A 25,316-nucleotide genomic window follows, 5' to 3' on the forward strand; every position below is an offset into this window, starting at 1 on the left:
TCGAGGTCAGCGCGACGGCCGATTGCTCCGGCGGGAGAATGAACGCTGGGGCTGGGTTCGGCGGGTGGTGTTCGCCGGGGCGGGCGGGGGAGCCGCGGGGTCCGGGATCGGCCGGCCGGAGGGCTGGCGGGCGCCGGTCAGGGTTGTCAGCTCGCGAGTGCCCGGGCGGATGCGGGATTCGGTCATGGTGACCCCGGTGCGGCGGACGAGGGCATCGAATTCGGCGCGTTCGTCGTCGGTGACCAGGGTGACGACGGTGCCGGTGTCGCCCGCGCGGGCGGTGCGGCCCGCGCGGTGCAGGTAGTCCTTGGGGTCGGCGGGCGGATCCACGTGCACGACCAGGGAGATGTCGTCGACGTGGATGCCGCGCGCCGCGACGTCGGTCGCCACGAGCACCGGGGCCGTCCCGTCGGCGAAGGAGGCCAGGGTCCGGGTGCGCTGATTCTGGGCCTTGCCGCCGTGCAGGACGACCGCACCGATGCCCGACTCCCGCAACCGGCGGGCAAGCTTGTCCGCGCCGTACTGGGTGCGCACGAACAGCAACGTCCGGCCCTCGCGGGCGGCGATCTCGGTGACCACGGCGCGCTTGTCGGCCTTGCGGATGTGCAGCAGGTGGTGCGCGATGGCCGGTCCGGTCGCGGCCGGGGCATCGGCCGCCGGGCTCGCGCCGGAAGCGCCTGTGGCAGAACCGGATTCTCGCGCGGCCTGCGGTGCGGCCGGGACCGCGGTGTCGACCGCGTGGGTCACCGGATCGGTGAGGTATCGCCGTACCAGCGTGTCGACGGCGTCGTCGAGCGTGGCCGAGAACAGCAGGTGCTGGGCGTCGGCGGGCAGCCGGTCCAGCAGCGCGGTGACCTGGTCGAGGAAGCCGAGCTGGGCCATGTGGTCGGCCTCGTCGACGGCGACCACCCGAACGTCGTCCAGCGCGGCGGCGCCCTGGGCGATCAGGTCGGCGAGACGGCCCGGGGTGCCGATGAGCACGTCCACGCCGCGGGTCAGGCGCTCGGCCTGACGCTTGATCGGGACGCCGCCGACGGCCGTGCCCAGCCGCAGGCCCAAGGCCAGCGCGGGTTCGTCGAGAGCCCGCTCGATCTGCAGGGCCAGCTCGCGGGTAGGTGCGAGGATCACTCCGCGCGGACGGCGCGGCGCCGAGGCGGCCCGGGTGAGCCGCACCAGCATCGGCAGCCCGAAGGCCAGCGTCTTGCCGGAGCCGGTGGCCGCGCGTCCGAGCACGTCGCGCCCGGCGAGAATATCGGGAATCGCCGCGGCCTGAATCGGGAAGGCACTGTTCAGGCCCGCCCGGCGCAGCGCCTGCACCAGGGGCACCGGCAGGCCCAGTCCGGCGAGCGCGGTCGCGGCCCCGCCCGGCTCAGACACTGAACAATCGGTCCAGCTCGACCAGCCAGGGAATCGCGACCGCGAGGGTCGGCACGATCAGGATGGCCGCGGCGGCGAGATAGGCCGCCGACGCGATGCGCAGATCCCCGAGCGGGCCGGACAGGCGCTGAATCCGGATCAGCGTGGTCGGGCCGCCCACGGCCATCGCGCCCTGCGGCGCGGTGGAGTTCGAGCAGGCCACCAGCGCGCGGGCCAGCGGCGTCGGGCCGGTGACCTTGATCGCGGAATCGTCGGCGAGCAGCTCGATCAGCAGCTTCACCGAGTCCAGCGCCGACTTGCTGCGCACGAACCGGGGGTAGGCCTCGTGCGCGGCCGTGAACGCCTCGAGCACCAGGTCGTGGCGGGCCCGCAGATGCGAGCGCTCGTGGCTGACGATGGCGGTGAGCTCGGGTTCCGACAAATTGGTGAAAGTGCCCTGGCTGAGCACGACCCGCCGGCGCAGGCCCGGCAGACAGTACGCGATCGGCTCGGCCGCGGCCAGCACCCGGATGTCGGCGGCCCGGTGGCCGCTGAGCTCGCCGCCCTGATCCAGCAGATCGACCAGGATCCGGTGGCGGGTGCGGCGACGGCGGGTGTGGATGCCGACCCGGACCACCATATAGATCAGCCGGGCGCCGACGATCAGGGTGAGTGCGAAGACGATGACGTACGCCAGCCACAGCGGCAGGCCGAGCGCATGGATCTCCCGAGTAGGGGAGGTGGTGGGCCGCCCGTCCGGGCCGGGCACCAGCAGCAGGCTCGCGATGGCCAGGCCGGAACCGAACGCGCTGAGCACCGCGGCGAGGGCGACCGCCTGCCACAGCACCAGTGCCGCCCGCGGGGTCCGGTACGGCCACGAGGCTCGGCTGAGCAGGGCTGGGACCGGTCCCGCGAGAAGCAAAGCGAGACCGGCGAATACCGGCGCGGTTGCGTTCATGCTCAGCTCACTGCGTTGTGGGGCCAGGGCCCGAGATTGCGACGCATGCTGCGGCGGCCAGTGGATTCGGCCGCCGCAGCCAAACCTACTGCTGCAGGGCGCCCCCCTTGTCGTCGGATGCTGTGCGCGTCCTGTCGGACGTGCGCGCGGCCTCGGTGGCTTCGAGCTTAGCGAGTGCCTCGCGAAGCGCCGCAGCCCCGTCGTTGCCGACCTGTTCGACGAAGTGCACCAGGGCCGCGCGGCGGCTGCCCACCTCGTCCGCCTGTTGTAGCGCGTCGACCATCAGGCTGGCGACCAGTTCGTCGCGGGTGTGCACCGGTGCGTAGCGATGCGCGCGATCGTCGCGCTGCTGAACCACCAGATCCTTCTTCGCCAGACGCTGCAGAACGGTCATCACGGTGGTGTACGCGAGTTCGCGATGCGCTGCGAGGGCCTCGTGGACCTGCCGGACCGTCTGCGGTTGATCGGCGGACCACAACTGGTCCATGACCGCTTTCTCGAGTTCACCAAGACCTGCCATCCCACAAGCTTACGGAGTCAACGACACAAACGCGTACTACGGGTCGTCGTAACCCGTCGGTAGCTGTGTGGGATTTTTCACGGGTGGTTCGGGCGCCGGCCCGGGCGGCGTGGCGTTCGGCGGACCGTGAGCGGTGTCGACCGGATGTCGATCGTAGGCGACCAGCCCGGTCGCGGCGACGAATAACTGCTGACGCGAATCGAAGCATTGCTCAGAAAGCTTGGTAAGCCTAACCTATGTTCCGTTTCGGTCCGCACTGCCAACCGAGGAGGAGGTTCGAATGTTCGAACCGATCACCGCCTGCCCGACCCGTCGTTGCGAACAGGCCTTCGGGCGTGTCTGTGAGCGGCTGCGCGCGCTGCAGCCGGAGCATCCGCGCGTCTACGCCGTGGCCGCAATGGCCGACCACGGCAGGCGCCGCTGGTGGCGGCTGTCCGACGGGCTGCGCGAGGGCCGCATCGAGCTGATGTACAGGCGGCACGCGGCCGAGATGAGCAGTGCCGACGTCGCCGCGGAGGTTGTCGCCACGGCGCTCGTCCATGCCGTGGTCGGCCGGGTGGTCGCGCTGCTGGTGGCCGAGGGGCGGGCGTGGGACCCCGGGCTCGAGAACCTGTGGGTGCACACCGACAACGACGGTGGCGTCGACTGGGCGGGCCTGTCGGATACCACGATTCGCGTCGTGGAGGGGGATCGGCTGGCGGGGGAGCCGGGCGTGGTCGTGTTGCCGTGCGAGCGGGCGCTACTGGTGTGGCTGGCGCATCGGTGTGTGGCCGCGCTGACGCTGTTGCAGCAGAACATATGGCGATGTGCGGGGCTGAGCCCGCGCCGGTTCTGGGTGCTGGTGGCCGAGACCGTGGTCGGCGCGTCGACCTATGTGCCGGATCTGGCGGGCACCTCGTCGACGCGGGGTGCCGAGCGGGGGCAGGCCCTGCTGGCGGCGATGCAGGAGCTGGGACTGCCGGTGCGGCGCTCTTGCCTGGTTAGGTAAGCCTGGCCTATAGTCGAGCGCGGCGCACGGATCGCGAGCGAGTCCCGAGGGCTGCGGTCGACTCCCCGATCCACTGCCGCGGCGGGTCCCGTCCTTCGGGCGGGACCCGCCGCTCTCGTCGGGTAACCCGGCGCCCGCGTGGTCTGCCTCACCCCTTCGTGATGTGGCACGGCCCTGCTCCTGGACGCATACCCGCGCGTTACCACCGCACCCGAGGGTACGTTCTTACCCTACGGATGCATCGCCGATATCGTCTGCCCGCGTGAGCATTTCGCATCGATTCGTCGAATCCAACGGTATCCGAATGCATCTCACGGAGGCGGGCAGCGGCCTGCTGGTGGTGCTGCCCGGCTGCGGACACTGGGTTCAGCAGGAGCGCCCGGCGGAGGTCAACGAGGCGCTGACACGCTTCCTGGCCGGGCTGTAGAACCCGTTACCACCCCGCGAACCGGATGGTCCGGGACCTGTGCGACTGTTTTTCTCATGACACAGCACGATCGGCCCGAGATCCGTTCGCTGGCGGATCTGACGCCCGAGGCCATGGCCCAGTTGAGCGAGGGATTCTTCACCGATCTGATCGGCCTGAAGTACACGGAGATCTCACCCGAGCGCGTCGTCGGGGAATGGGTGGTGTCACCCCAGCAGCACCAGCCCGCGGGCATCGTCAACGGCGGCGTGTACTGCACCGTGATCGAGACGCTGGCCAGCATCGGCGGCGGGGTCTGGTACGGCGATCGCGGCACGGTCGTCGGCGTGAACAACAACACCGATTTCCTGCGCGCGGTCCGCGAGGGCGTGCTGCACGCGGTCGCCACGCCGCTGCACCGCGGCCGCCTGCAGCAGCTGTGGCAGGTCGTGATCACCGACGAAACCGATCGCGTCGTCGCGCGCGGCCAGGTGCGCCTGCAGAATCTGCCCGCCGCCGCGTGATGCCGCCCCGGCCCGGGCGACGCCGCAGGTCGAGGCGGGTTGCGCCGACGACCCGGGTGAGGAGTCGGCTCGCGGGGGCGCGCCCGCCGTGCCAGAATTGCCGACACTTATTGATGTACCTGATTGATCCGCCCGAGGAGAGCCAGCATGCGATTGTCGCCGCATGAGCAGGAACGACTGATGCTCAGCTACGCGGCCGAGCTGGCCCGTCGTCGCCGGGCCCGCGGGCTGCGGCTCAATCACCCCGAGGCCGTGGCGATCATCACCGATCACGTGCTCGAAGGCGCCCGCGACGGCCGCACCGTCGCCGAGCTGATGGCCTCCGGCCGCACGGTCCTGACCCGCGACGACGTCATGGACGGCATCCCGGAGATGATCGCCGACGTGCAGGTCGAGGCGACCTTCCCCGACGGCACCAAGCTCGTCACCGTCCACCACCCGATCGGCTGAAACGCGTTATGGGTCACGATCATCCGGGCGCGACCGCCCCGAATACCCGCAGCTCGCTGGTCCCCGGCGAATTTCTGTACGCCGAGGATCCCGTCGAGATCAACGCCGGTGCGGACCGGATCGAACTCGATGTGGTCAATACCGGTGACCGGCCGGTCCAGGTCGGCTCGCACGTGCATTTCCCGCAGGCCAACGCCGCGCTGGACTTCGATCGGGCCGCGGCGCACGGCCGCCGCCTGGACATTCCCGCCGGCACCGCCGTGCGCTTCGAACCCGGTCTGGGGCAACGAGTCTCGCTGGTGCCCCTGGGTGGGACCCGCGAAGTGTACGGGATCAGCCTGCAGGCCCCCGGGCCCCTGGACGCCCTGTCGGCCTCCACCGAACGCCGAATTGTGGACGGAACACTATGAGCAGACTCAGCCGCGCCCGCTACGCCGAACTGTTCGGGCCCACCGTGGGCGATCGAATTCGCCTGGCGGACACCGATCTGCTGATCGAGATCACCGAGGACCGCAGCGGCGGGCCGGGATCGGCCGGTGACGAGGCCGTCTTCGGCGGCGGCAAGGTGCTGCGCGAGTCGATGGGCCAGGCCCGCGCGACCCGCGCCGAGGGCGCTCCCGACACCGTCATCACCGGCGTGGTGATCGTGGATCACTGGGGAATCATCAAGGCCGACATCGGCATTCGCGACGGCCGCATCTGCGCGATCGGCAAGGCCGGCAATCCGGACACCATGAACGGCGTGCATCCGGATCTGGTGATCGGGGCGTCGACGGAGATCATCGCGGGCAACGGCCGCATCGTCACCCCGGGCGCGATCGACTGCCACGTGCACTTCATCTGCCCGCAGCTGCTCGAGGAGGCCATGGGCGGCGGCATCACCACGATGATCGGCGGCGGCACCGGCCCGGCCGAGGGCAGCAAGGCGACCACGGTCAGTCCCGGCGCCTGGCACCTGGGCCGAATGCTCGAGGCCACCGACGGCTGGCCGGTGAACATCCTGCTGCTCGGCAAGGGCAACACCGTGCGCCACGAGGCCATGTGGGAGCAATTGCGCGGCGGCGCGGGCGGATTCAAGCTGCACGAGGACTGGGGTACCACGCCGGCGGCGATCGATGCCTGCCTGACGGTGGCCGATGCCGCGGGCGTGCAGGTGGCGCTGCATTCGGACACCCTGAACGAGGCCGGATTCGTCGAGGACACCCTCGCCGCGATCGCGGGCCGGGCCATCCACTCGTATCACACCGAGGGTGCCGGCGGCGGGCACGCGCCCGACATCATCACCGTCGCCGCGCATCCCAACGTGATGCCCAGCTCCACCAATCCCACCCGGCCGCATACCATCAACACCCTCGACGAGCATCTGGACATGCTCATGGTGTGCCATCACCTGAATCCGGCCATCCCGGAGGATCTGGCCTTCGCCGAGAGCCGGATCCGCCCCTCCACCATCGCCGCGGAGGATCTGCTGCACGACCTGGGCGCGATCTCGATGATCGGCAGCGATTCACAGGCCATGGGCCGCATCGGCGAGGTGGTGATGCGCACCTGGCAGACCGCGCACATGATGAAGCGCCGCCGGGGCGCGCTGCCCGGCGACGGCGCCGCGGACAACAACCGGGTGCGGCGCTATGTCGCGAAATACACGATCTGCCCGGCGATTACGCACGGCCTGGACCACGAGATCGGTTCCATCGAGGTCGGCAAGCTAGCCGACCTGGTGCTGTGGGAGCCCGCGTTCTTCGGGGTGCGCCCGCATGCGGTGCTCAAGGGCGGCGCGATCGCGTGGGCGGCCATGGGCGATGCGAACGCCTCGATCCCGACCCCGCAGCCGGTGCTGCCGCGCCCCATGTTCGGCGCGGCCCCGGCCGTCGCCGCGGGCACGTCGCTGCATTTCGTCTCCGAGCAGGCCATCGAATCGGGCCTGGCCGACCGCCTGCGCGTGCACCGGAAGCTGGTTCCGGTCGCCAACGTCCGCAGCCGCACCAAGGCCGATCTGCCGCACAACGACGCCATGCCTCGCATCGAGGTCGATCCGGACACCTTCACAGTCCGGGTGGACGGCGAGGTTTGGGCCGAGCAGCCCGCCGCGGAGTTGCCCATGGCGCAACGGTATTTCCTGTTCTGAGTGCCGCCCTGTCCGTGGTTCGATGAGCAAGCCGTCGATCTTGTCGGTGCGGGCTGGCACACTGGTGGTATGACGAATTCCGAGTGGGACGCGGTAGACAACTATCTGGTGCAGACCATGGTTGGGGACGGGGATTCGTTTGTGCGGGAGGCGAATTCGGCCGCCGGGCTCCCGCCCATCGACGTCTCGCCGCCGCAGGGGAAATTCCTGAACCTGATCGCGCGGTCGATCCGGGCGCGGCGGGTGCTGGAGATCGGCACCCTCGGCGGCTACAGCACGATCTGGCTGGCGCGGGCGGTCGGCGAGGAGGGGCAGGTCGTCACGCTGGAATTCCGGGAACACCATGCCGAGGTCGCGCGGGGGAATCTGGACCGGGCCGGTGTCGGCAAGCGCGTCGAGATCCGGGTCGGTGCGGCCCTGGACAGCCTGCCCGTCCTCGAGGCGGAGCGGCCCGAACCGTTCGATCTGGTCTTCATCGACGCCGACAAGGTCAACAACGCCAACTATGTGCGGTGGGCGCTGCGCCTGACCCGCCCCGGTTCGGTGGTCATCGTCGACAATGTGGTCCGCGCGGGCGGCATCGCCAACGCGGACTCCCCGGACGAGATGGTCCGCGCCAGCCGCGAGGTCCTGGAACTGCTCGCCGCCGAACCCCGCCTGGATGCGACCGCCCTGCAGACCGTCGGGAGCAAGGGATGGGACGGTTTCGCGTACGCGATCGTCGTCGAGTGAGCTTTGCCGCCCAGAACGGGGCGAATGAGCTGGGATCGGTCGGGTCGTCGCCTGGTGTTCGCGGACCGGTCGGATTGTCTCCGGACACCCAGGGCTGGCCTAGTCGTTGCCGACGTTTCGGACGGGTGAGCGCTTCGGACGACGCGCCAGATCTTCCCAGAAATCGATGTATGCCTGCTCGTGCATAATGCCCAGCTCGAGTATCCGGGCGCGTGATTCGGCCCGGGCGCTGTCGTACGGGTCGATCGCGGCATGCAGTGCGCGGTACTGCTCCAGCCAATGGCGATGCTCGGCCGCTTGGCCGTTGGCCAGCGCGACCACGTCACCGGGTGCGCCCAGATCGGCGAAGAACAGCTTCAGCTGGGCGGGATCGCGGGTCTCGGGCGGCGGGCAGACCGGATCGGACAACCAGTGCCGCAGCGCCGCACGGCCCGAGTCGGTGAGGTGGAAGACCCGCCGCCGCCGTCCGGTCTGCTCGGCCTCCTCGCGCAGGAGTCCCTGTTCGGCCAGCCGCACCGGCACCCGGTACAGCTGGGCGTGCGGGATCGGCCAGAAATACTCGACCCCCTCCTCGAGCCGCGCCTTCAGCTCGTAGGGGGTGAGCGGGCCGTGCCGCGCGATCAGGCCCAGTACGACGTGGTCCTGCAGTCCGAGCTCGGGCACTGTCGCCTCCCGTTCCGTCTTCCTATTGACACCATCTCATTGAGACTATACATTCATACCGTCGAAACCGTATCAATGAGACTATTGGGAGAGTGTGATGAGCGAATTCGGTATCGAGCTGTTCGAGCGCTGGGTCGTGCTGTGGAACGGCGCTCTCGTGGTCGCCGAGGAGATCATCGCGCCGGAGGTGACCCTGCGCTATGCGCAGCCGGGGGCGGACGCATTCGACACCATCCGCGATCCGCAGGCGCTGGCGAAGCGGATCGACCAGTTCCGCGCGGAACGGCCCGGGCTGCGATACGAGGCGCAGGGGGTGCCGGTCGTGCAGGCCGACGGTGAACGCTCGGGCATCATCGCCCGGCCTTACGGTGCGAGCCGCCCGACGGCGGACGGTGTGATGGACATCAGCGGGACCGACATCCTGCGCTTCGTCGACGGCAAGATCGTCGAGGTGTGGTCGGTGTCGGGCGGTGCGAACGGCCGCAGCTTCTATCCCGCCGTCTGAGTCGCGGCATGCCGGACGGGGCGGGGTTGTCGCCACGATCTCCCCGCTGAATTGGACGGCCTGGAAAGCGCCATCGGTGCCAGGGGCATGGATGGTCATGGCTCGAAATGGCGAGCTGACCGCGACATTCGCTGCGGCAAGTCGCTGCCCTCGCCACCATGAGCGCCGCGGTTGACAAGCTGCATGAGCTGGTCGACCAACTGCCTGAGACATGGCGTCGGCCGACTCTGCAGCTGATCCGCGGGCAGCTGGAAGTGTCGTCCGAGGCGGTGCGTGCGGATCCGCGCACCGTGCGAGGCCGCACGGGATGCGTCGGTGCAGACGATGCCGCGCAGGCGTATCAATCGGGGCGGGCCGATCAACTCCTTTGTGTGACACTCCACGTGCGGCGCGTCGAGCCCCGCACGAATTCGGCGGTCGGTACCGATCAATGCCCCGATTCGAAACCGTCACACATGGCATCCAGGCCGGAGCGCAGCAGGTGAGCGGGATCGAGCAGATCGCCGCGGCCGGTGCCCTCGAGCGCGGCCAGGGACGTGGGCGTGGGCCACCGCGGCGTGCCCTCCAAGAGCGCGGACAATCCCGAGGTCTCCTCCGGATCGCCGTCCCGCCGCGCCAGCATCGAGGCGCTGACCTGCTGCAGCGCGATGCCGGCGATGTAGCTCCACACCGATAGGGACATCCGGGTGGCCTCGTGCGGATCGCCGGTGAGCTCGCCGAATCCGTCCACCAGCCACGCCAGGCAGGCCAGGCTGGACGGGCCGAAGTTGTACCTCGGCACGGCGAATGTGAACAGCACCCATGGATGCTCCCGGTACAGCCGCCAATCGATGTCGGCGGCGATGCGCACCCGGTCGCGCCAGGTCCAGCCCGGCTCCGGATCGGGATACGGATTGCGCCGGGCCACCTCGTCGGTCATCTCGGCCAGCAGCGCGTCTTTGTTCGGGACGTGCCGGTACAGCGACATCGCACCCGCACCCATCCGGTCGGCGATGCGCCGCATCGACACCGCGTCCACCCCGGCCTCGTCGGCCAGCGCGATCGCCGCGTCGACGATGGCAGCGCGGGTGAGTTTGGTGTCGGGCTCGCTGCGCGATGTGCCCATATGAACTCGCTTTCGTTTTCCCGACGGGCTGCGTACGCTGTACCCAGACTACCGCGTACATCGTACGCACGACTCGAAGGATAGGTGATGATCGATATCGACACCGGCGTGCCCGCGACTACGCGGCGCGCCTGGCTGGGCCTTGCCGTGCTGATCCTCCCGGTGCTGCTGGTGTCGATGGACATGTCGGTGCTCTATCTGGCGATGCCGACGCTGACCGCGCACCTGGATCCCGATGCCACCCAGCAGCTGTGGATCCTGGACATCTACGGATTCCTGCTCGCCGGGCTGCTGGTGACGATGGGCAATCTGGGCGATCGGATCGGCAGGCGGAACATCCTGCTGGCGGGGGCGAGCTTCTTCGGCCTGGCCTCGGTGCTGGCGGCCTTCGCCCCGAATGCGGCGGTGCTGATCGCCGCGCGGGCGCTGATGGGGATCGGCGGGGCCACGCTGCTGCCCTCGAGCCTGGCGCTGATCTCGAGCCTGTTTCCCGATCCGCGCCGCCGTGCCGCCGCGATCGGCATCTGGACCGCCTTCTTCGCCGGCGGTTCGGCGGCCGGGCCGCTGATCGGCGGTCTGCTGTTGCATCAATTCTGGTGGGGCTCGGTCTTTCTGATCAATACGCCGGTGCTGCTGGTGCTGCTGGCGCTGGGTCCTTTCGTCCTGCCCGAACATCGCGAGGTCGCGCGAGGGCCGCTGGATCTGCTGAGCGTAGCGATGTCCATCGCCGGAATCCTGCCGGTGATCTATGCGATCAAACGGATGGCGGCCGAGGGAATCGACGCGCTCGCGGTGGTGCTCGGCGTATTCGGGCTGGTGGTGCTGGTGGCATTCGTGCGCCGGCAGCGCCACCTGGCCGAACCGCTGCTGGACCTGAGCCTGTTCCGGCGCGGGCTGTTTCCCGTCGCGATCGGCACCTCGACGGTCGGCATGATGGCGCTGGCGGGTTCGAGCTACCTCGTCAGCACCTATCTGCAGTCGGTGGCCGGGAAGGACGTGCTCACCGCGGCGGTGCTGGGTATCCCCGCCGCGGCGGCGGTCTTCGCCTGCTCGATGGGTGGCGCACGGGTGGCCCGGCGCCTCGGCACGCGCGCCGCGTTCGTGATCGCGATGAGCGCGGCGGCCGCGGGCACCCTGATGCTCGTCGGACTCGGCGTCGACGGCGGAATCGGCTGGTACATCGCGGGTTCCACTATCGCGGGGATGGGCTACGGCATCATGTTCACCCTCGTGTCGGAGGTCTCGGTGTCCTCGGTGCCGCCCGAGCGGGCCGGGTCGGCCGTCGGCATCTCCGAGACCAGTTTCGAACTGGGCAACGGTCTGGGCCTGGCACTGCTGGGATCGCTTGCGGCGCTGGTGTTCCGGTCCGGCGGGCACTACGCGCCGACGCTGGGGGAGACGCTGCTGCGCGCCGGCGGCGATACGGCCCTCGCGCACGCCGCACGCTCGTCGTTCGTCGACGGGTTGCATGCCGCGACGGCCACCGGCGCGGGTCTGATGGCGATCATGGCGGTGATCGCGGTGTTCGCGGGGCGGCGCCGGGCGGCCCACACGCCGCAGACCGGCACAGCGGACCGCGGTGTCACGAGGTCGTAGGCGGGCTGCTGGGAGACCGTCGAAGACCTGCGGACTCCGGCGATTGGCGGGGACAGGCCGCGGGCGGTGGTGATCACGGTGTGCCGCAGCCGGAGCCGGGCCTCGGGAGGCGGGATCTACTCCACTTTTCGGGCGCGAAGATCACCGCCTGCGCATAGAGTCGAGTCGTGAGTGGAGCGCAGCGGAGCGAACCATGGGCGCAGTCCGCGTCGGGCGCGACGGAGCCGAGCGCCAGCGAGGTGGAGTCGTGACCGACACACCGTCCGGCAACGGACGCCCGCTGGCCGAGCGGGTTGCGACACGGCTGTTGTATCCCACCTTCCGCCCGCGCGAGCACGCCCTGCGCGAGGCGGTGTCGGGGAAGGTCGTGCTCGTCACGGGTGCCTCGCACGGGATCGGGCGCGAGACGGTGCTCAAGCTCGCCGCGGCCGGGGCGACCGTGCTGCTGGTGGCGCGGTCGATGCAGGAGCTGGAGTCCGTGGCCGCGGAGATCGCGGATGCCGGGGGTGTCGCGCACGTCTACCGTGCCGACCTCACCGACCTGGAGGCCACCGATCGGCTCGGGCGCGACCTGCTCGCCGCGCACGGACACGTCGATATCGTGATCAACAACGCGGGCAGGTCCATTCGCCGCGCGATCGACCGGTCCTACGACCGCTTCCACGACTTCACTCGCACCATCGACATCAACTACCTGGGCCCGGTCCGGCTGCTGCTCACCCTGCTGCCCACCATGCAGGAGCGTCGTGCGGGCCACATCGTGAACATCTCCACCTGGGGCCTGCGGATGCCGCCGGCCCCGGGCTGGTCGGCGTACGCCGCGTCCAAGGGTGCCTTCGACGTGTGGCTGCGCACCGTCGCCACCGAGATCGCCCGTGACAACGTCACCACCACCTCGGTGTACATGCCGCTGGTGCACACCCGGATGAGCGCGCCCACGAACTTCGGCAACATGCCCGGCCTGACCGCCGAGGAGGCGGCCGACGTGGTCTGCCATGCCGTCGTCGCGAAGCCGGTGGAGATCTCGCCGTGGTGGAGCGGGCCGGTGCAGGCGTGGTCGGATATCACGCGCGGTTCCGCGCAGCGCTTCATGTCGCGGACCTTTCGCCGCTGAGCAGGCGGTTATGCTCGGACGCATGCAAGACCCGGACATGCGCGAATGAGTATCGCGACCCTGCTGACCCTGGCCGATTCGAGGCTGCCGATCGGCGGGCACGTGCATTCCGGCGGTGTCGAGGAGGCGGTGACCTCCGGGCTGGTGCGCGATGTGGCGTCGGTGGAGCTGTATCTGCGGCGGCGGATTCGCACCTCGGGGCTGGTGGCGGCGTCGCTGGCGGCGGCGGTCTGCGCGGGGGAGCTGGAACCCGCGCGGGCGGAGGCCGAGGCCGATGCGCGCACGCCCGCACCGGCGGCGCGGGCTGCCTCGCGAGCGCAGGGCCGGGGCCTGCTGCGACTGGCGAAACAGGTATGGCCGCAGCATGATTGGGCCGCGTTGCGATCGCGTCCGCATCAGTCGACCGTATTCGGGATGGTCGGGATCGCCGCGGCTGTGAGCCCACGGGAGATCGCGGCGGTCGTCGTCTACACCACGATGACCGGCGCCGCGACGGCCGCGCAGCGCCTGCTGGCCCTGGATCCGGCCGCGGTCGCCGCGTGCACCATCCGGCTCGCGGAGCTGTGCGACGCCACCGCCGCGGCGGCGGTGCGCGGCCCGGCCGCGCTGTCCGATCCGCTGCAGGACCTGCTCGCCCAGCGCCATCCCGACCGTGAAATGCCGCTGTTCGCGTCCTAGCAACCGACTCGTCGATGCGGTCGGGTAACAGGCCCGTCATGCGGATCGGGCAGGATGACCGGGCGAGAGGAGTTACCGATATGCCCCCACATCTGATCGACGGTGAACCGCACGATCACGGCCACGACCGCCCCAAGCGCACGCGCACACCGGGCGAGCCGCTGCGGATCGGCATCGGCGGCCCGGTGGGGTCCGGCAAGACCGCGCTGACCGCCGCACTGTGCCGCCAGCTGCGCGACGAGCTGTCGCTGGCGGTGCTGACCAACGACATCTACACCACCGAGGACGCCGACTTCCTGCGTCGCCACGCCGTGTTGCCGGACGAGCGGATCACCGCGGTGCAGACCGGCGGCTGCCCGCACACCGCGATCCGTGACGACATCACCGCCAACCTCGATGCCATCGACGACCTGATCGATGCCAATCCGCCGCTGGACCTGATCCTCGTCGAATCGGGCGGCGACAATCTGACCGCCACCTTCTCCTCCGGCCTGATCGACGCGCAGATCTTCGTGGTCGACGTCGCGGGCGGTGACAAGGTGCCGCGCAAGGGCGGCCCGGGCGTCACGTATTCGGATCTGCTGGTGATCAACAAGACCGATCTGGCCCCGATGGTCGGCGCGGATCTGGCGGTGATGGATCGCGATTCGGCAAAGGTGCGCCAGGGCCGCCCGTTCGTGTTCACCTCGCTCACCGAGGATCCGGCCGCGTCCCCCGTGCTGGCCTGGGTGCGCGAGCAGCTGCGCGCGGCCGCCGCACAGGACGCGCAGGCGCGGTCCGCCGCCGCTCCCGAGGCGAGCGCGGCCGCGGGTTCGACCATTGGACACTGACCTACGCATCGTCGCCCGCCCCGGCGTCCTGCCGCGGATCCACGCCACGGGCGGGCTGGCCGCACGGCACACCGGCCCCGACACGGTCCACCTGATCGGCACGGCCGCAACACCATTGGGCGGCGACCGGCTCGATATCACGATAGTGGTCGAACCGGGCGCCCGCCTGCGCGTGCGCTCGGTGGCAGCGACGATCGCCCTGCCCGGCCGCACGACGCGAATCTCGCACGCGCACTGGCATTTCGAGGTCGGTGAGCAGGCCGAGCTGGACTTCGACCCGGAACCGACGATCGTCGCGGGCGGGGCCGCACACGAATCCGCCAGCACCATCCTGCTGGCCCCGAATGCCCGCCTGCGCCTGCGCGAGCGCATCCAGATCGGCCGCACCGGCGAGGATTTCGGCCACTGGGGTGGCGACCTGATCGCCGATATCACGGACACGCCCCTGCTTCGGCACCGCCTGGAACTCGGCATGGACGCACCCGCCGACGACGCCCTCCGCGCGCCCCGGGCGTTGACCAGCGTCCTGTGCTATCCCGACGACACTCCGTCGCGCACAAGCGGTTTGGATTCGGTGTTACTCGAGCTCGCCGCGGGCGGCACCCTGTACACGTGGACGGGGCCCCGGCTGTCGGACGAACCCGTCGACAACGCCGACCTTCGTGTCGCTGCTTCGGCGCTCGTGTGAATGGCGTCGCATGTCAGTGGCTGATATCAACGCAGATGAAATCGGGGATCGACCGGCCATGCGCGACGATCGTGCGTGCCAGCGTCTTTGCCGCGGTGCGCACCCCGGCCGGCCCGGGTGAGCGCTCGGGCCGGCCGGTGCGGGTTCCCATTCAGCGGGCGGGACGCGGGCCGACGATCGAGGCCCGCTCCATGACCCGGATCCGGGGCCAGTAGTCGCTGGCGGCGTAGTGCTGCACCGCGCGGTTGTCCCAGAACGCGACGGTGTCGGGCTGCCACTGCAACCGCGCCTGGTGCTCGGGGGCATCGGCGGTGCGGCACAGGCGATCGATCAGTGCCCGCCCCTCCTCGAGGTCCATGCCCTCGATCCGGTCGGTGAACACCCGGTTGACGTAGAGGTGCTTGCGGCCGGTGACCGCGTGCGTGCACACGACCGGATGCAGGACGGGCGGGTACTGCGCGCGCATCTCCTTGCGCTTCTCCTCGTCGAGCATATGGCCGAACGCGCGGGTGAAATCGTGTACGGCATCGAGGTTTTTTACCAGGGCACGGGTGTCGAGGTCGAGGGCGTCGTAGGCGGCGTACATGTCCGAGAACAACGTGTCGCCGCCGATCGGAGGCACCGAGATCGCATGCAGGACCGCGCCCATCGACGGCTGCTCCCGCCAGGTCACGTCGTGATGCCACGCGTTCTCGAATCCGCTGACCTGCGCGCTCTTTTCGAACCGCACCAGCTCCGGCTGACCGGTGTTGGACGGGATGAACGGGTGGACCTCCAGCTTGCCGAACCGACGGGCGAAGGCCACCTGCTGTTCCGGGGTGAACGGCTGGTCCCGGAAGAACAGGACCTTGTACTCGTGCAGTGCCCGACGCAGTTCGACCACTACCGAATTCGGGAGCTCGGCGGTCAGATCCACCCCGGAGATCTCCGCGCCGATCGTCGCGGCCACCTGGCGGGCATCGAAATGCTCCCACTGCAGTCCGGCCAGCCGATCGCGCTCGGCGGCCAGATAGCTGAACGGCCCCGACCACACCGGGTAGCCCGGCAATTGGACCGGCTGAGCACCGAATCCTGCAGCGGGATCTTTGTCGACAACGACTGTCATCGCAACCTTCTTCCTCGAACTCCGAGATGTAGTCGTTTGACTACACTTGCGTGTTCATTACTGTAGTCGCGTGACTACGAAGGGGGCAACTCTGGGTTCTCTAAGACGCGACCTACTGTCCGGACCCCGAGGTGGAGACGCTGCGTATTCCCTTCGACGACCCGGTCGGGAAGGCGCAGATTCGCATCGGGAACGCCGGTGCCGTCCGCCCTGGGGCAGGAATGACGATCGACGCCGGGAAGATCACCCCAGGGGCAACGCGATGTACCGGGTGCGCCGGCCCCGGGCATCCAGCACGTGACCGAGACGCTTGTAGGTGCGGATGACCGCCTGGCGGCCGACGACCGTGCTGCCCGGCGCGAGCCGGGCGAGGACGCGCTCGTGGTCGCGGACCTCGAGATAGTTCCGCACCCACAGGGTGACCAGCAGATTTTCCGCGCCGATCACATGGGCGCTGACCCGGCAGGCGGTCAGGTCGGCGAAATAGCGGCCGACGGTGGCGATATCGTCGGCCGGCACGTTGAGCAGCAGCGTGACCTCCCGGAACCCTGGGCTGGCGTCGGAGGAGGCGTCACAGCGCAGGGCCACGTAGCCCGCGTCGAGGATCCGGTCCAGCCGCCGCCGCACGGTCTGCGGTGAGATACCGCACTCCTGCGCCAGCGTGGCCAGGCTCGCGCGGCCATCGTGCGTCAGCGACGCCAGCATGGCCCGGTCGATCCGATCGGGGGAGAAGCCAGGAGACGCGGTGTGCGGGGGCGTCGTCAGGCTCCTGGTCTCGGACGGTTCGAGCACCCCGCTGCGCCACTCGGTGGCCTGCCGGTACACCTCCGCGGTGAAGAGCACATCGCGACGGATCACTCCGGGCAATCGCGCGAACGACGCGGTGACGACGTCGGTGAGCTCCGCCGGGGACGAGGCGAAGCAGTCCACCAGGATGTCGTACCGCCCGGACACCAGCGACACGGTGGCGAAGGCAGGCTCCTCGCACAGCTGCTCCAGCAGTGCCTCATGCGCGTTCGGCGTGGCCGCGATCTGCAGAAATGCCGACCAGCCGGCCGCTAGATAGCGGGGCCCGGGGGCCGGGGTGACCCACGCGAGGCGCGCGTCGTGCAACGCCGCCCACCGCCGCGAGACGGTGGCCGCGGACGACCCGAGCACCTGGGCCAGCGCGTCCCAGCCGATGCGCGGATTGACCTGGAGGGCACCGATGATCTCGAGATCGATCTCATCGAATGTGGATGAATCCTGCACTGTCCTGCCTTCGATGGCTGATTCCCCTCAATTCTCCGCGTTATGCAACCTCGACCATACGGTGTGATCCACCTCATGAATCGGGCGCCCGGCTCCGCGAGCTTGCCGAGCCGGGTGTCGGGGAAGTACGAAGGAGTCGACATGGTTCGCAATCTTCCGGCAGCAGTGGCGCCGCCGGTCGGCCGCACGATAGCCACAACCCTCGCGGCCATGGCGGTGATCGAATCGCTCAGCGGCGTGACGCAGGGCTATCTGAATCCGATCCTGCCCGCGCTCGGCCCCGTCTTCCGCATCGATGACCCCGCCATCAACGGGCTGTTCCTGATCTCCAATGTCAGCTTCGCCGTGCTGACGCCGATCCTGTCCCGGCTGGGCGACAGCTACGGCTACCGCCTCGTGCTGCGCTGGTCAACCCTGGTGGTCGCGCTCGGAGCCCTGCTGATGGCCGTGCACCCCACCCTTCTCACGGTCACCGTCGGGGTCGTTGCGCTCACCTGCGTGGTCGGATTCATCCCGCTGATGATGGGCATCATGCGCGCGGCCGCCCCGGCGCATACGCGCACCGGAGTCAGCGTGCTGATCGGCATCCTGATGATCATGGTGGGCTGCGGCGGCCTGCTCGCCGGCATCGTCAGCGAGCACGATCCCACGCTCGGCTTCTGGGTGGCGGTACCGTTCGCGGCCGCCGCGGTGATCTGCTCGTTCGTCATCCCCGATGCCGGCACACCCTCGCGCGAGCCGCTCGCCGTGCTGCCGCTGGGCGCCTGCTCGCTGGGGCTGATCGGCCTCGTGGTGGCGCTGTCCATGGGACCCGACTGGGGCTGGGCCGATCCGAAGACGCTCGGGTCCGGTGTGGCCGGCGTGCTGCTGCTGATCGCGTGGATCCGCATGGACCTGCGTTACGCGCATACCCCCGGGCGCCGCTTCCTCGATCTGGGCATGTTGCGAATCCGGCGGCTCAGCGTGGTCACCGGCTCGACCTTCCTGTTCGGCTTCGCATCGATCAGCTACTTCGGGACCAACGACATATTTCTCCACGCGGACCCGGCCGACGCCGGCTACGGCTTCCGGATGTCGTCGTTCGCCATCGCCCTGGTGCTGGCGCTCACGTCCATCGGGTCGCTGCTGACATCGGTCTCCACCGCTCGCCTGCTCGCGCGATTCGGTGATCGCAGCGGCTTCGTCGTCGCCGGTGTGCTGCTCGCGGGCGGCTTCGCGACCATGGCCCTGGGGCATCGGTCCCTGGCGTTGTACATCGCCGGCTTCACGTTCTTCAACCTCGCCCTGGGCACGTATCAGGCCGCTACCCGCGCGCTGTCGGTGGAGGCGGTGCCGGTGCACGAGACCTCGTCCGCGGCGGGCCTGAACGAGCTCGCCCTGTCGGTGGGCATCGCGGTCGGCGCCGCGGTGGTGCGCATGCTGTCCGCGGCGTTCGTCTCCGGTACCGGGCGGATCACCGAGACCGGGATGCTGTCGATCTGGGCGGTCCTCGGGGTCGCCGCCGCGTTCGCCGGCGTCATCGGTGCGGCGTACCCGCGAGCGATGAAGACCGGTGCGGCGGAGATTCCGGCATGACCGTCGACGTCCCGGGTGTACCCCCGCACATCGCGGAGGGCATCACCGAACGGCTGTCCCAGGTGCGCTCGTCGATCCTGACCCTCAGTCATGCCCTGCACGCCGACCCCGAGCTCGGCGGCCAGGAGGAACGCGCGGTGCGTCGCGTCCGCGAGCTGCTGCTCGCCGAAGGTTTCACGCTCGATGCCGAACAGCCCACTGCCTCAACGGCATTGAGCGCTCGATCGGGCGACGGCGGCCTGACGGCCGCACTCTGCGTCGAGTACGACGCGCTACCCGGCATCGGACACGCCTGCGGGCACAATGTGAACGCCGCCGCCGCGGTGGGCGCCGCGCTCGCGCTCGCGGTCGTCGCGGAGCCGCTGGGGCTGACGGTCAAGGTCCTGGGCACCCCGGCCGAGGAAACCACCGGCGGCAAGGTGGACCTGCTCGAGGAGGGCTTCTTCGACGACGTCTCCTTCGCGATGATGGCCCACGCCGCCGCCGTCGACGCGGTCGGCGGGACCTCGCTGGCCATGTCGCAGTGGGACGTGCTCTACCGCGGCCGACCGGCCCACGCCGCCACCGCACCGTTCGACGGTGTGAACGCGCTGGACGCCATCACTGTGGCTCAGACCGCCATCGGCCTTGCGCGACAGCAGCTTCCACCCGGGGTCGTCGTCTCGTTGATCGCCGTCGAGGGTGGCAGCGCCACGAATGTCATCCCCGACCGCGCCCGGCTCGAGATCGAGGTGCGCGCTCCCGACGCCGCGACCCTGCGAGCGGTCGAGTCCCGGGTGCACGGCTGTCTCGCCGCGGGGCAGTGTGCCACCGGCGCGGAGCTGACGGTGAGCAGGACCGGCAATGCTTTCGCGGACCTGCGGCAGGACCAATTCCTTTCCGGCGCATACCGGAATGCGATGCGCAGTCGTGGCCGGACCGTGGCGGTGACCACCGACGCGATCGCCTCCACCGACATGGGCAACGTGTCCCATGTCGTGCCGGTCATTCATCCCCTCCTCGGCTACGACGTCCACGGCGCCGCCCACCACACCGCGGCCTTCGCCGAGCACGGCGCATCGGATTCCGCGGACCGGGCCGTCCTCGACGGCGCCTTCGGCCTCGCCATGGCCGCGGCGGCGGCGGCCCTGGATCCGATCCAACGAGGCCGGCTCACATCGAACGGCGGACAGGTTACCCCGGGCCGCGGTAGGTCGAGGTCGGCAGGCCGGTGACGCCCAGGGTGGCGCGGAAGAGTGCGCCCGCCGCCGGTTCGGCATTGTCGCCCAGGCCGTTTCGGGATGTCGTGATGTAGAGCTCGTTCAGGTTCGGGCCACCGAAGGTGCAGGCGGTGACCTGGGCGGCGGGGAGGTGGATGATGTCGAGCAGGGTGCCGGTGGGGGAGTACTGATGGACCGCGCCGCCGTTCCAGAGGGCCACCCAGATGTTGCCGTCGGCGTCGACGGTCAGGCCGTCCGGGGAGCCGGACTCCTCGGGAATCCGTATTGCGGTTCTGCGGTGGGAGAGGCCGGATTCCGAATCGTAGTCGAAGGCGTCGATGCACTGGGTGGGGGTGTCGACGTAGTACGCGGTGGTTCCGTCCGGGCTCCAGGCGAGGCCGTTGGAGATGGTGACCCCGCCGAGCACCGCGCGGGTGGTGCCGTCGGGGTCGAGCCGATACAGGGCACCCGCGCCGGATGCCGCGTCGTATCCCATGGAGCCGCAATAGAACCGGCCGTCCGGATCGCAGCCGCCCTCGTTCATCCGGATGCCGGGATCGGACCAGAGTTCGGGCAGTGGCGTGACGGTGTGAAAATCGTTGTCGGCCAGGGCGAATCCGCGCTCGATCGCGATCACCACGCCGCCGTCCGCGCGCGGGCGCAGGGCCGCGGCCACCGTGCCGACCCCGAGTCGGCGGATCTCGCCTGTGCGGGAATGGAGTTCGAGCACGTCACCGGCGAGCATGTCCACCCAGCGGAGGCCGGGCCAGCCGTGGTGCCATACCGGGCCTTCACCGTGATCGGCGACCGGCGCGGTGATCTGTTCTGCGAGAGTCACGGGCGTAGCAGCACTTTCACCGAATCGCCGTCGCGCAGCGCCTGCAGGGCCATCGAAACCTCCTCGAGCGGGAACTCCCGCGACATCAGCGGGGCCGGATTCAGCGCTCCGGCGGCGAAGGCACGCACCGCGTAGGTCCACGCGCGCGAGGGCGCGCCGAATACGGTGTGCACGGTGATCTGGTCGAGCACCAGATCGGACGGTGAGATCGGGTCCGCCGGCCCGGCCGGAATGCCGGTCAGCACCGCTCGCCCGCCCCGGCGCACCAGCCCGATCGCCAGCCGCGCGGTCGCCGTGCCGCCCGCGGCCTCGAGCACCGCATCGTAACGCGCGCCGGAATCGGTCGGGTGCGTCGTGAAATGCGTTGCGCCGCAGAGCCGGGCCAGAGGTTCACGCTCCGCCCGGCGATCGATGACGGTGAGTGCCCCCGGATACACAGCCGCCAGCAACTGCGTGGCCAGCAGCCCGAGGGTACCCGCGCCGACCACGGCGACCCGCTCGCCGGGCTGTACGGCGATCTTCAGACATGCCGCTGCGACACACGCCGCCGGCTCGAGCGCCGCGGCGGCCCGCAGATCGGCCGCATCGGGGAGTACATGCAGCAGCCGCGCGGGCAGGGTGAGGTAGCCGGCCCAGGCGCCGGGATCGGTGAATCCGGTCTCCGCGTAACCGCTCACACACAGATTGGTATCCCCGCTACGGCAGGCGTCGCAGCGCAGGCACGAGCGAAAGCCCTCGCCCACAACCTTTTTGCCGACCAGACCGGGCGCGACATCCGGGCCGACCGAGTCCACCGTCCCGGACCACTCGTGTCCCGGCGTCACCGGATAGGACACATACGGCGCGGGCCGGGTTCCCGCTACCACCTCCAGATCGGATCCGCAGATACCCGCCCACGCTACCCGGACCAGCGCCTCTCCCGGCCCGGGCTCGCGCGGTGCCATCTCCGCGACCCGCACCTGCCCCGGCGCGTCGACGTAGACCGCCCGCGAGGACATCAGCGGGCCGCTCGGTGAAAACGGCTGCGGCACAGCGCCACCGAGTGTCTGCGCGAGGTAAATGAGCTCGGCGTCGGGTACGGAATCCGGCGGATGTCCGGGCCGAGTTCGGAGTGGAGGTGCTCGGCCGACCGCTGACTACCGGCATCCACGTGTGCGTGGGACATCATCTCGGGACCTCGGCATTCGCAGCCGGAACCGGCACAGCCAACCCCTTCGCTGCCCGCTCGGAGGTGGTCGTATCCGGGTCCAACCGGTGCAGCAGATCCAGTCCGATGCGCGCGCGGCGCACCCGCTCGCGGCCCAGTGCCACCGCGGTCGCCTCGAGATGCGTGCCGCTGGGGTAGATGTTCGGAGCGTTGCGCAGCCCGAACTTCAGGTACACCGGCGCGGCGACGCGCACGATCTCGGCGATCTCGTAGTGCCGCACGAATCCGCCCTGATCGTCGGGGGCCTCGATGTAGATGTCCAGCGGAATGTCGACCGCGGCGCGGATCGTGGCCAGCTGGGACAGGCTCAGGTCGGTGGGGACGTTGTAGGTGTCCGCGCCCAGGTCCTGCGCGATCCGGATCGACGCCGGATTCGCCAGGCCCATCTGCACACTGATCTTGAATTGCAGATCGGCGGGCAGGTATCCCTCCGCGCGCATCCGCGCGGCGGTGGCCAGCACTCCGATATCGGTGATCAGCACGCTGCGCACCCCGAAATCGGCTGCCCGCTCGATGTCGAGCAGGCATTGGGTCAGCTGCTCGGCACCGCGGGCCTGCGCGGCGAGGGCACCCGCGCCGGACGCCAGCGCCGCGGCCCCCGTGGCCCATCCGGCCAGCGGCCGCGCGAACAGGCTCACCTCGACCGCGGCCCGCGCGCCCAGGGCCGCCATCGCCGCGAGCTCGGTATCGGTCAGCAGCATGACCCCGCTGCCCTGGGAGATCCGGTGCAGCAGCACATCTCGCGCCGCGGCCTCCTGCAGAACCGCCTCCAGCACCGCGGGCCCCTCCACACTGGGGATTTCGACGCGGTACTGGGCGCCGTCGGGAAAGCGCTTCGTGCTCGACGCCGGGGCGGGACCGTCCGCTTCGGGAAAACCCCCGGCCCGCAGGAAATCTCGTACTCGTCCGGGCATGTGCTACTCCGTTCGGGCCGCCATCGCCGCGGCGGTGGTCTCGATCAATTGCCTGCTCGCCTTCGCGGCGGCCTCGGGTCGGTGGCGGCGCACCGCATCCAGGACCGCCCGATGCATCGGCAGGGTGCGCTCCACCCCGCCGGGCAGCTCGCTGGTCGCCTCCAGCCCGTGCTGCAGTCCGGTCTCCAGGAGCCGCCCGAGCTGTTCCACCAGCTGATTTCCGCTGGCACGCAGCAGCGCCAGATGGAAGGCGAGGTCCGCGGCGACGAATTCGGACGAGCGCTCGGGTAACTGGGACGCATGCTCGGCCATCGCGTCGTAAGCGGTGGTCATGGCAGCGATCTGGGCGGGGTCAACCCGCTCGGCGGCCAGGCGCGCGGCACCCGGCTCGACGATGAGCCGCAGCTCGAGCAGGTCGCGCACGAAGGACGAATCGGTGCTGTGCCAGCCGATCACCTCGGGGTCCATCAGATTCCAGGCCGAACGCGGCAGCACCCTGGTGCCCACGCGCGGCCGCGGATCCACCAAACCCTTGGCGGCCAACGCCTTCACGGCCTCCCGCACGCCCCCCCGGCTCACCCCCAGCTCGGACGCGAGGTCGGATTCGTTGGGCAGCTGGGCGTTCTCGGCGTAGATGCCCGAGACCACCCGTGCGCCCAGCAGGTCCACCACCCGCCCGTGCATCGTGCGATGCCTGCCCAGTGGGCCTCCCGCGAAATCGGTCATGACTAAATCATCGAATGATTGGATGGTAAATGTCAAAGCGTTGTACCCTTCGATTCGACTGCACGACAGGAAAACTGATGAAGATCACCGGATTGACCACCCACGTCCTGGGCACGGCGTGGCGCAATCTCACCATCCTCGAGGTCCAGACCGACGAGGGCGTGACGGGGCTGGGCGAGGTCCGCATGCTCAATCACACCGATGCGCTGCTCGGGTTCCTGGCCGAGGCTACCGTCAATCACATCCGCGGCAGCGATCCCTTCGAGGTGGAATCGCTGGTGCACCGGATGATGCGCCTGGACTACGCACGGGCCGGAGAGATCGCGATGTCCGCGCTCGCCGCGGTCGAGATCGCCTGCTGGGACATCCAGGGCAAGGCGCTGGGGGTCCCGGTGTACCGCCTGCTCGGCGGTGCGGTGCGCGAGCGCATCAAGGCCTACGCCAACGGCTGGTACCAGGTGGAGCGGACCGGCGAGCAGTTCGCCGCGGCCGCGAGCCGGGTCGTCGAGCGCGGCTACCGGGCATTGAAGCTGGATCCGTTCGGCGCGGGCATGTTCGAGCTGGACAATGCCGAGACCGCGCGCTCGCTCGAGCTGGTGGCGGCGGTGCGCGACGCGGTCGGGCCCGACGTCGAGATCATGATCGAGATGCACGGCCGGTTCAATCCGGCCACCGCGATCCGCCTGGCCGGTCTGCTCGAGCCGTACCGTCCGGCCTGGCTCGAGGAGCCGGTGCCGCCGGAGAATCTGAGGGCGCTGGCGAAGGTGGCCGAGCACACCGACATTCCCATCGCGACCGGCGAGCGCATGCACACCCGGTTCGACTACCGGGAGCTGTTCGAGTTGCAGGCCGCGGACATCCTGCAGACCGATATCACGCATTCCGGCGGGCTCTGGGAGGCGAAGAAACTGGCGGCCGCGGCGGAATCGCACTACATCCTGATGGCCCCGCACAACGTCGGCGGACCCATCTCCACCGCCGCGAACCTGCACCTGGCCGCGACGACCGTGAACTTCAAGGTGCAGGAACATTTCAACGATTTCGCCGATGTCTTCGTCAAGGAATGCTGCCCGGGCCTGCCCGAGGTCGTCGACGGGTACTTCCCGCTGCCGCAGGGGCCCGGTCTGGGCATCGCGCTCGATCACGAGAAGCTGGCGGACCATCCGCGAAAGCCGGTGAACTTCAACCTGTTCAGCACCGGCTGGGAGCGCCGCCAGGCGGCCGATGACTGAGTTTCGATCCGGTCCGGCGCGGCCGGAC

28 protein-coding genes are annotated in these 25,316 nt (G+C 69.7%); 16 read left to right on the top strand and 12 right to left on the bottom strand.

Features of this window, described 5'->3' with window-relative positions; translation table 11 throughout:
- Positions 1 to 6 precede the first annotated feature (6 nt).
- From ABH933_RS31820 to ABH933_RS31830, 3 genes are all read right to left on the bottom strand, one after another.
- Positions 7 to 1,377, bottom strand: coding sequence for a DEAD/DEAH box helicase (locus tag ABH933_RS31820; protein ID WP_429423390.1), 1,371 nt, complete (start codon positions 1,375 to 1,377; stop codon positions 7 to 9).
- Entirely contained in the window at positions 1,370 to 2,314 is a 945-nt protein-coding gene (locus ABH933_RS31825; protein WP_429423391.1) for a M56 family metallopeptidase, read from the bottom strand. The genes ABH933_RS31820 and ABH933_RS31825 overlap by 8 nt, the downstream gene beginning before the upstream one ends.
- An 85-nt stretch (positions 2,315 to 2,399) precedes the next feature.
- A complete protein-coding gene (locus ABH933_RS31830; protein ID WP_429423392.1) occupies positions 2,400 to 2,834 on the bottom strand; it encodes a BlaI/MecI/CopY family transcriptional regulator in 435 nt (144 codons plus the stop codon).
- Positions 2,835 to 3,114: 280 nt separating this feature from the next.
- Between ABH933_RS31830 and ABH933_RS31835 the strand changes: the two genes are divergently transcribed.
- The 7 genes from ABH933_RS31835 to ABH933_RS31865 all read left to right on the top strand — a co-directional run bounded on the left by ABH933_RS31835 (position 3,115) and on the right by ABH933_RS31865 (position 8,062).
- On the top strand, positions 3,115 to 3,822 hold the full coding sequence (locus ABH933_RS31835; RefSeq protein ID WP_429423393.1) for a hypothetical protein: 708 nt from the start codon (positions 3,115 to 3,117) through the stop codon (positions 3,820 to 3,822).
- 73 nt (positions 3,823 to 3,895) lie between these two features.
- Positions 3,896 to 4,249 (top strand): alpha/beta fold hydrolase, encoded by a 354-nt coding sequence (locus ABH933_RS31840; protein ID WP_429423488.1) that lies wholly within the window; start codon positions 3,896 to 3,898, stop codon positions 4,247 to 4,249.
- A gap of 56 nt (positions 4,250 to 4,305) precedes the next feature.
- Positions 4,306 to 4,752 carry a PaaI family thioesterase gene (locus tag ABH933_RS31845; RefSeq protein ID WP_429423394.1) on the top strand — a complete coding sequence of 149 codons (447 nt, stop codon included), beginning with the start codon at positions 4,306 to 4,308 and terminating at the stop codon, positions 4,750 to 4,752.
- A 147-nt stretch (positions 4,753 to 4,899) separates the two neighbouring features.
- Entirely contained in the window at positions 4,900 to 5,202 is a 303-nt protein-coding gene (locus ABH933_RS31850; RefSeq protein ID WP_215916837.1) for an urease subunit gamma, read from the top strand.
- Positions 5,203 to 5,210: 8 nt separating this feature from the next.
- On the top strand, positions 5,211 to 5,612 hold the full coding sequence (locus ABH933_RS31855) for an urease subunit beta (protein ID WP_429423395.1): 402 nt from the start codon (positions 5,211 to 5,213) through the stop codon (positions 5,610 to 5,612).
- On the top strand, positions 5,609 to 7,330 hold the full coding sequence (locus tag ABH933_RS31860) for an urease subunit alpha (protein WP_429423396.1): 1,722 nt from the start codon (positions 5,609 to 5,611) through the stop codon (positions 7,328 to 7,330). Before ABH933_RS31855 ends, ABH933_RS31860 begins: the two co-directional genes overlap by 4 nt.
- Positions 7,331 to 7,399: 69 nt before the next feature.
- Positions 7,400 to 8,062, top strand: coding sequence for an O-methyltransferase (locus ABH933_RS31865; RefSeq protein ID WP_429423397.1), 663 nt, complete (start codon positions 7,400 to 7,402; stop codon positions 8,060 to 8,062).
- 99 nt (positions 8,063 to 8,161) lie between these two features.
- Here the strand turns inward: ABH933_RS31865 and ABH933_RS31870 are convergent, their stop codons facing one another.
- Positions 8,162 to 8,725, bottom strand: a complete 564-nt coding sequence (locus tag ABH933_RS31870) for a PadR family transcriptional regulator (RefSeq protein WP_429423398.1) — start codon at positions 8,723 to 8,725, stop codon at positions 8,162 to 8,164.
- A 97-nt stretch (positions 8,726 to 8,822) separates the two neighbouring features.
- Between ABH933_RS31870 and ABH933_RS31875 the strand changes: the two genes are divergently transcribed.
- Complete coding sequence (locus tag ABH933_RS31875) at positions 8,823 to 9,230, top strand: nuclear transport factor 2 family protein (RefSeq protein WP_429423399.1); 408 nt, start codon at positions 8,823 to 8,825, stop codon at positions 9,228 to 9,230.
- A gap of 427 nt (positions 9,231 to 9,657) precedes the next feature.
- On the opposite strand, the gene ABH933_RS31880 is transcribed toward ABH933_RS31875, so the two are convergent.
- Positions 9,658 to 10,335 (bottom strand): TetR/AcrR family transcriptional regulator, encoded by a 678-nt coding sequence (locus ABH933_RS31880; RefSeq protein WP_429423400.1) that lies wholly within the window; start codon positions 10,333 to 10,335, stop codon positions 9,658 to 9,660.
- Positions 10,336 to 10,422: 87 nt separating this feature from the next.
- Between ABH933_RS31880 and ABH933_RS31885 the strand changes: the two genes are divergently transcribed.
- The 5 genes from ABH933_RS31885 to ABH933_RS31905 all read left to right on the top strand — a co-directional run bounded on the left by ABH933_RS31885 (position 10,423) and on the right by ABH933_RS31905 (position 15,241).
- Entirely contained in the window at positions 10,423 to 11,931 is a 1,509-nt protein-coding gene (locus ABH933_RS31885) for an MFS transporter (RefSeq protein ID WP_429423401.1), read from the top strand.
- A 247-nt stretch (positions 11,932 to 12,178) separates the two neighbouring features.
- Positions 12,179 to 13,045, top strand: coding sequence for an SDR family NAD(P)-dependent oxidoreductase (locus ABH933_RS31890; RefSeq protein WP_429423402.1), 867 nt, complete (start codon positions 12,179 to 12,181; stop codon positions 13,043 to 13,045).
- A 45-nt stretch (positions 13,046 to 13,090) separates the two neighbouring features.
- Positions 13,091 to 13,723 carry an urease accessory protein UreF gene (locus tag ABH933_RS31895; protein WP_215916865.1) on the top strand — a complete coding sequence of 211 codons (633 nt, stop codon included), beginning with the start codon at positions 13,091 to 13,093 and terminating at the stop codon, positions 13,721 to 13,723.
- Positions 13,724 to 13,803: 80 nt separating this feature from the next.
- The gene (ureG, locus tag ABH933_RS31900) at positions 13,804 to 14,553 is read left to right on the top strand and encodes an urease accessory protein UreG (RefSeq protein WP_429423404.1); all 750 of its coding nucleotides are present in this window, start codon (positions 13,804 to 13,806) and stop codon (positions 14,551 to 14,553) included.
- Positions 14,543 to 15,241 (top strand): urease accessory protein UreD, encoded by a 699-nt coding sequence (locus ABH933_RS31905; RefSeq protein WP_429423405.1) that lies wholly within the window; start codon positions 14,543 to 14,545, stop codon positions 15,239 to 15,241. Before ureG ends, ABH933_RS31905 begins: the two co-directional genes overlap by 11 nt.
- A gap of 13 nt (positions 15,242 to 15,254) precedes the next feature.
- Here ABH933_RS31905 and ABH933_RS31910 read toward each other — a convergent pair whose 3' ends face one another.
- The 3 genes from ABH933_RS31910 to ABH933_RS31920 form a co-directional block, all read right to left on the bottom strand.
- Complete coding sequence (locus ABH933_RS31910; protein ID WP_429423406.1) at positions 15,255 to 15,392, bottom strand: hypothetical protein; 138 nt, start codon at positions 15,390 to 15,392, stop codon at positions 15,255 to 15,257.
- Positions 15,393 to 16,346 (bottom strand): TauD/TfdA dioxygenase family protein, encoded by a 954-nt coding sequence (locus ABH933_RS31915; protein ID WP_429423407.1) that lies wholly within the window; start codon positions 16,344 to 16,346, stop codon positions 15,393 to 15,395.
- Between the two features lie 243 nt (positions 16,347 to 16,589).
- The gene (locus ABH933_RS31920; RefSeq protein WP_429423408.1) at positions 16,590 to 17,597 is read right to left on the bottom strand and encodes an Lrp/AsnC family transcriptional regulator; all 1,008 of its coding nucleotides are present in this window, start codon (positions 17,595 to 17,597) and stop codon (positions 16,590 to 16,592) included.
- 141 nt (positions 17,598 to 17,738) lie between these two features.
- Between ABH933_RS31920 and ABH933_RS31925 the strand changes: the two genes are divergently transcribed.
- Both ABH933_RS31925 and ABH933_RS31930 read left to right on the top strand, forming a co-directional pair.
- On the top strand, positions 17,739 to 19,172 hold the full coding sequence (locus ABH933_RS31925) for an MFS transporter (protein WP_429423409.1): 1,434 nt from the start codon (positions 17,739 to 17,741) through the stop codon (positions 19,170 to 19,172).
- Complete coding sequence (locus ABH933_RS31930) at positions 19,169 to 20,386, top strand: amidohydrolase (protein ID WP_429423410.1); 1,218 nt, start codon at positions 19,169 to 19,171, stop codon at positions 20,384 to 20,386. Before ABH933_RS31925 ends, ABH933_RS31930 begins: the two co-directional genes overlap by 4 nt.
- Here the strand turns inward: ABH933_RS31930 and ABH933_RS31935 are convergent.
- From ABH933_RS31935 to ABH933_RS31950, 4 genes are all read right to left on the bottom strand, one after another.
- Entirely contained in the window at positions 20,346 to 21,209 is an 864-nt protein-coding gene (locus ABH933_RS31935) for an SMP-30/gluconolactonase/LRE family protein (protein ID WP_429423411.1), read from the bottom strand. The two genes, ABH933_RS31930 and ABH933_RS31935, sit on opposite strands and share 41 nt — an antisense overlap.
- Positions 21,206 to 22,240: a zinc-dependent alcohol dehydrogenase gene (locus ABH933_RS31940; RefSeq protein ID WP_429423412.1), complete on the bottom strand. Its 1,035-nt coding sequence runs from the start codon at positions 22,238 to 22,240 to the stop codon at positions 21,206 to 21,208. The genes ABH933_RS31935 and ABH933_RS31940 overlap by 4 nt, the downstream gene beginning before the upstream one ends.
- A gap of 133 nt (positions 22,241 to 22,373) precedes the next feature.
- Positions 22,374 to 23,330 (bottom strand): U32 family peptidase, encoded by a 957-nt coding sequence (locus ABH933_RS31945; protein WP_429423413.1) that lies wholly within the window; start codon positions 23,328 to 23,330, stop codon positions 22,374 to 22,376.
- Positions 23,331 to 23,333: 3 nt separating this feature from the next.
- On the bottom strand, positions 23,334 to 24,056 hold the full coding sequence (locus ABH933_RS31950; RefSeq protein ID WP_429423414.1) for a FadR/GntR family transcriptional regulator: 723 nt from the start codon (positions 24,054 to 24,056) through the stop codon (positions 23,334 to 23,336).
- Positions 24,057 to 24,133: 77 nt separating this feature from the next.
- Here ABH933_RS31950 and ABH933_RS31955 point away from each other — a divergent pair, with 77 nt between their 5' ends.
- Positions 24,134 to 25,288 (top strand): mandelate racemase/muconate lactonizing enzyme family protein, encoded by a 1,155-nt coding sequence (locus ABH933_RS31955; protein ID WP_429423415.1) that lies wholly within the window; start codon positions 24,134 to 24,136, stop codon positions 25,286 to 25,288.
- Positions 25,289 to 25,316: the final 28 nt, after the last annotated feature.

The sequence above is a fragment of the Nocardia sp. GP40 genome, assembly GCF_050434125.1.
Lineage (GTDB): Bacteria > Actinomycetota > Actinomycetes > Mycobacteriales > Mycobacteriaceae > Nocardia > Nocardia albiluteola.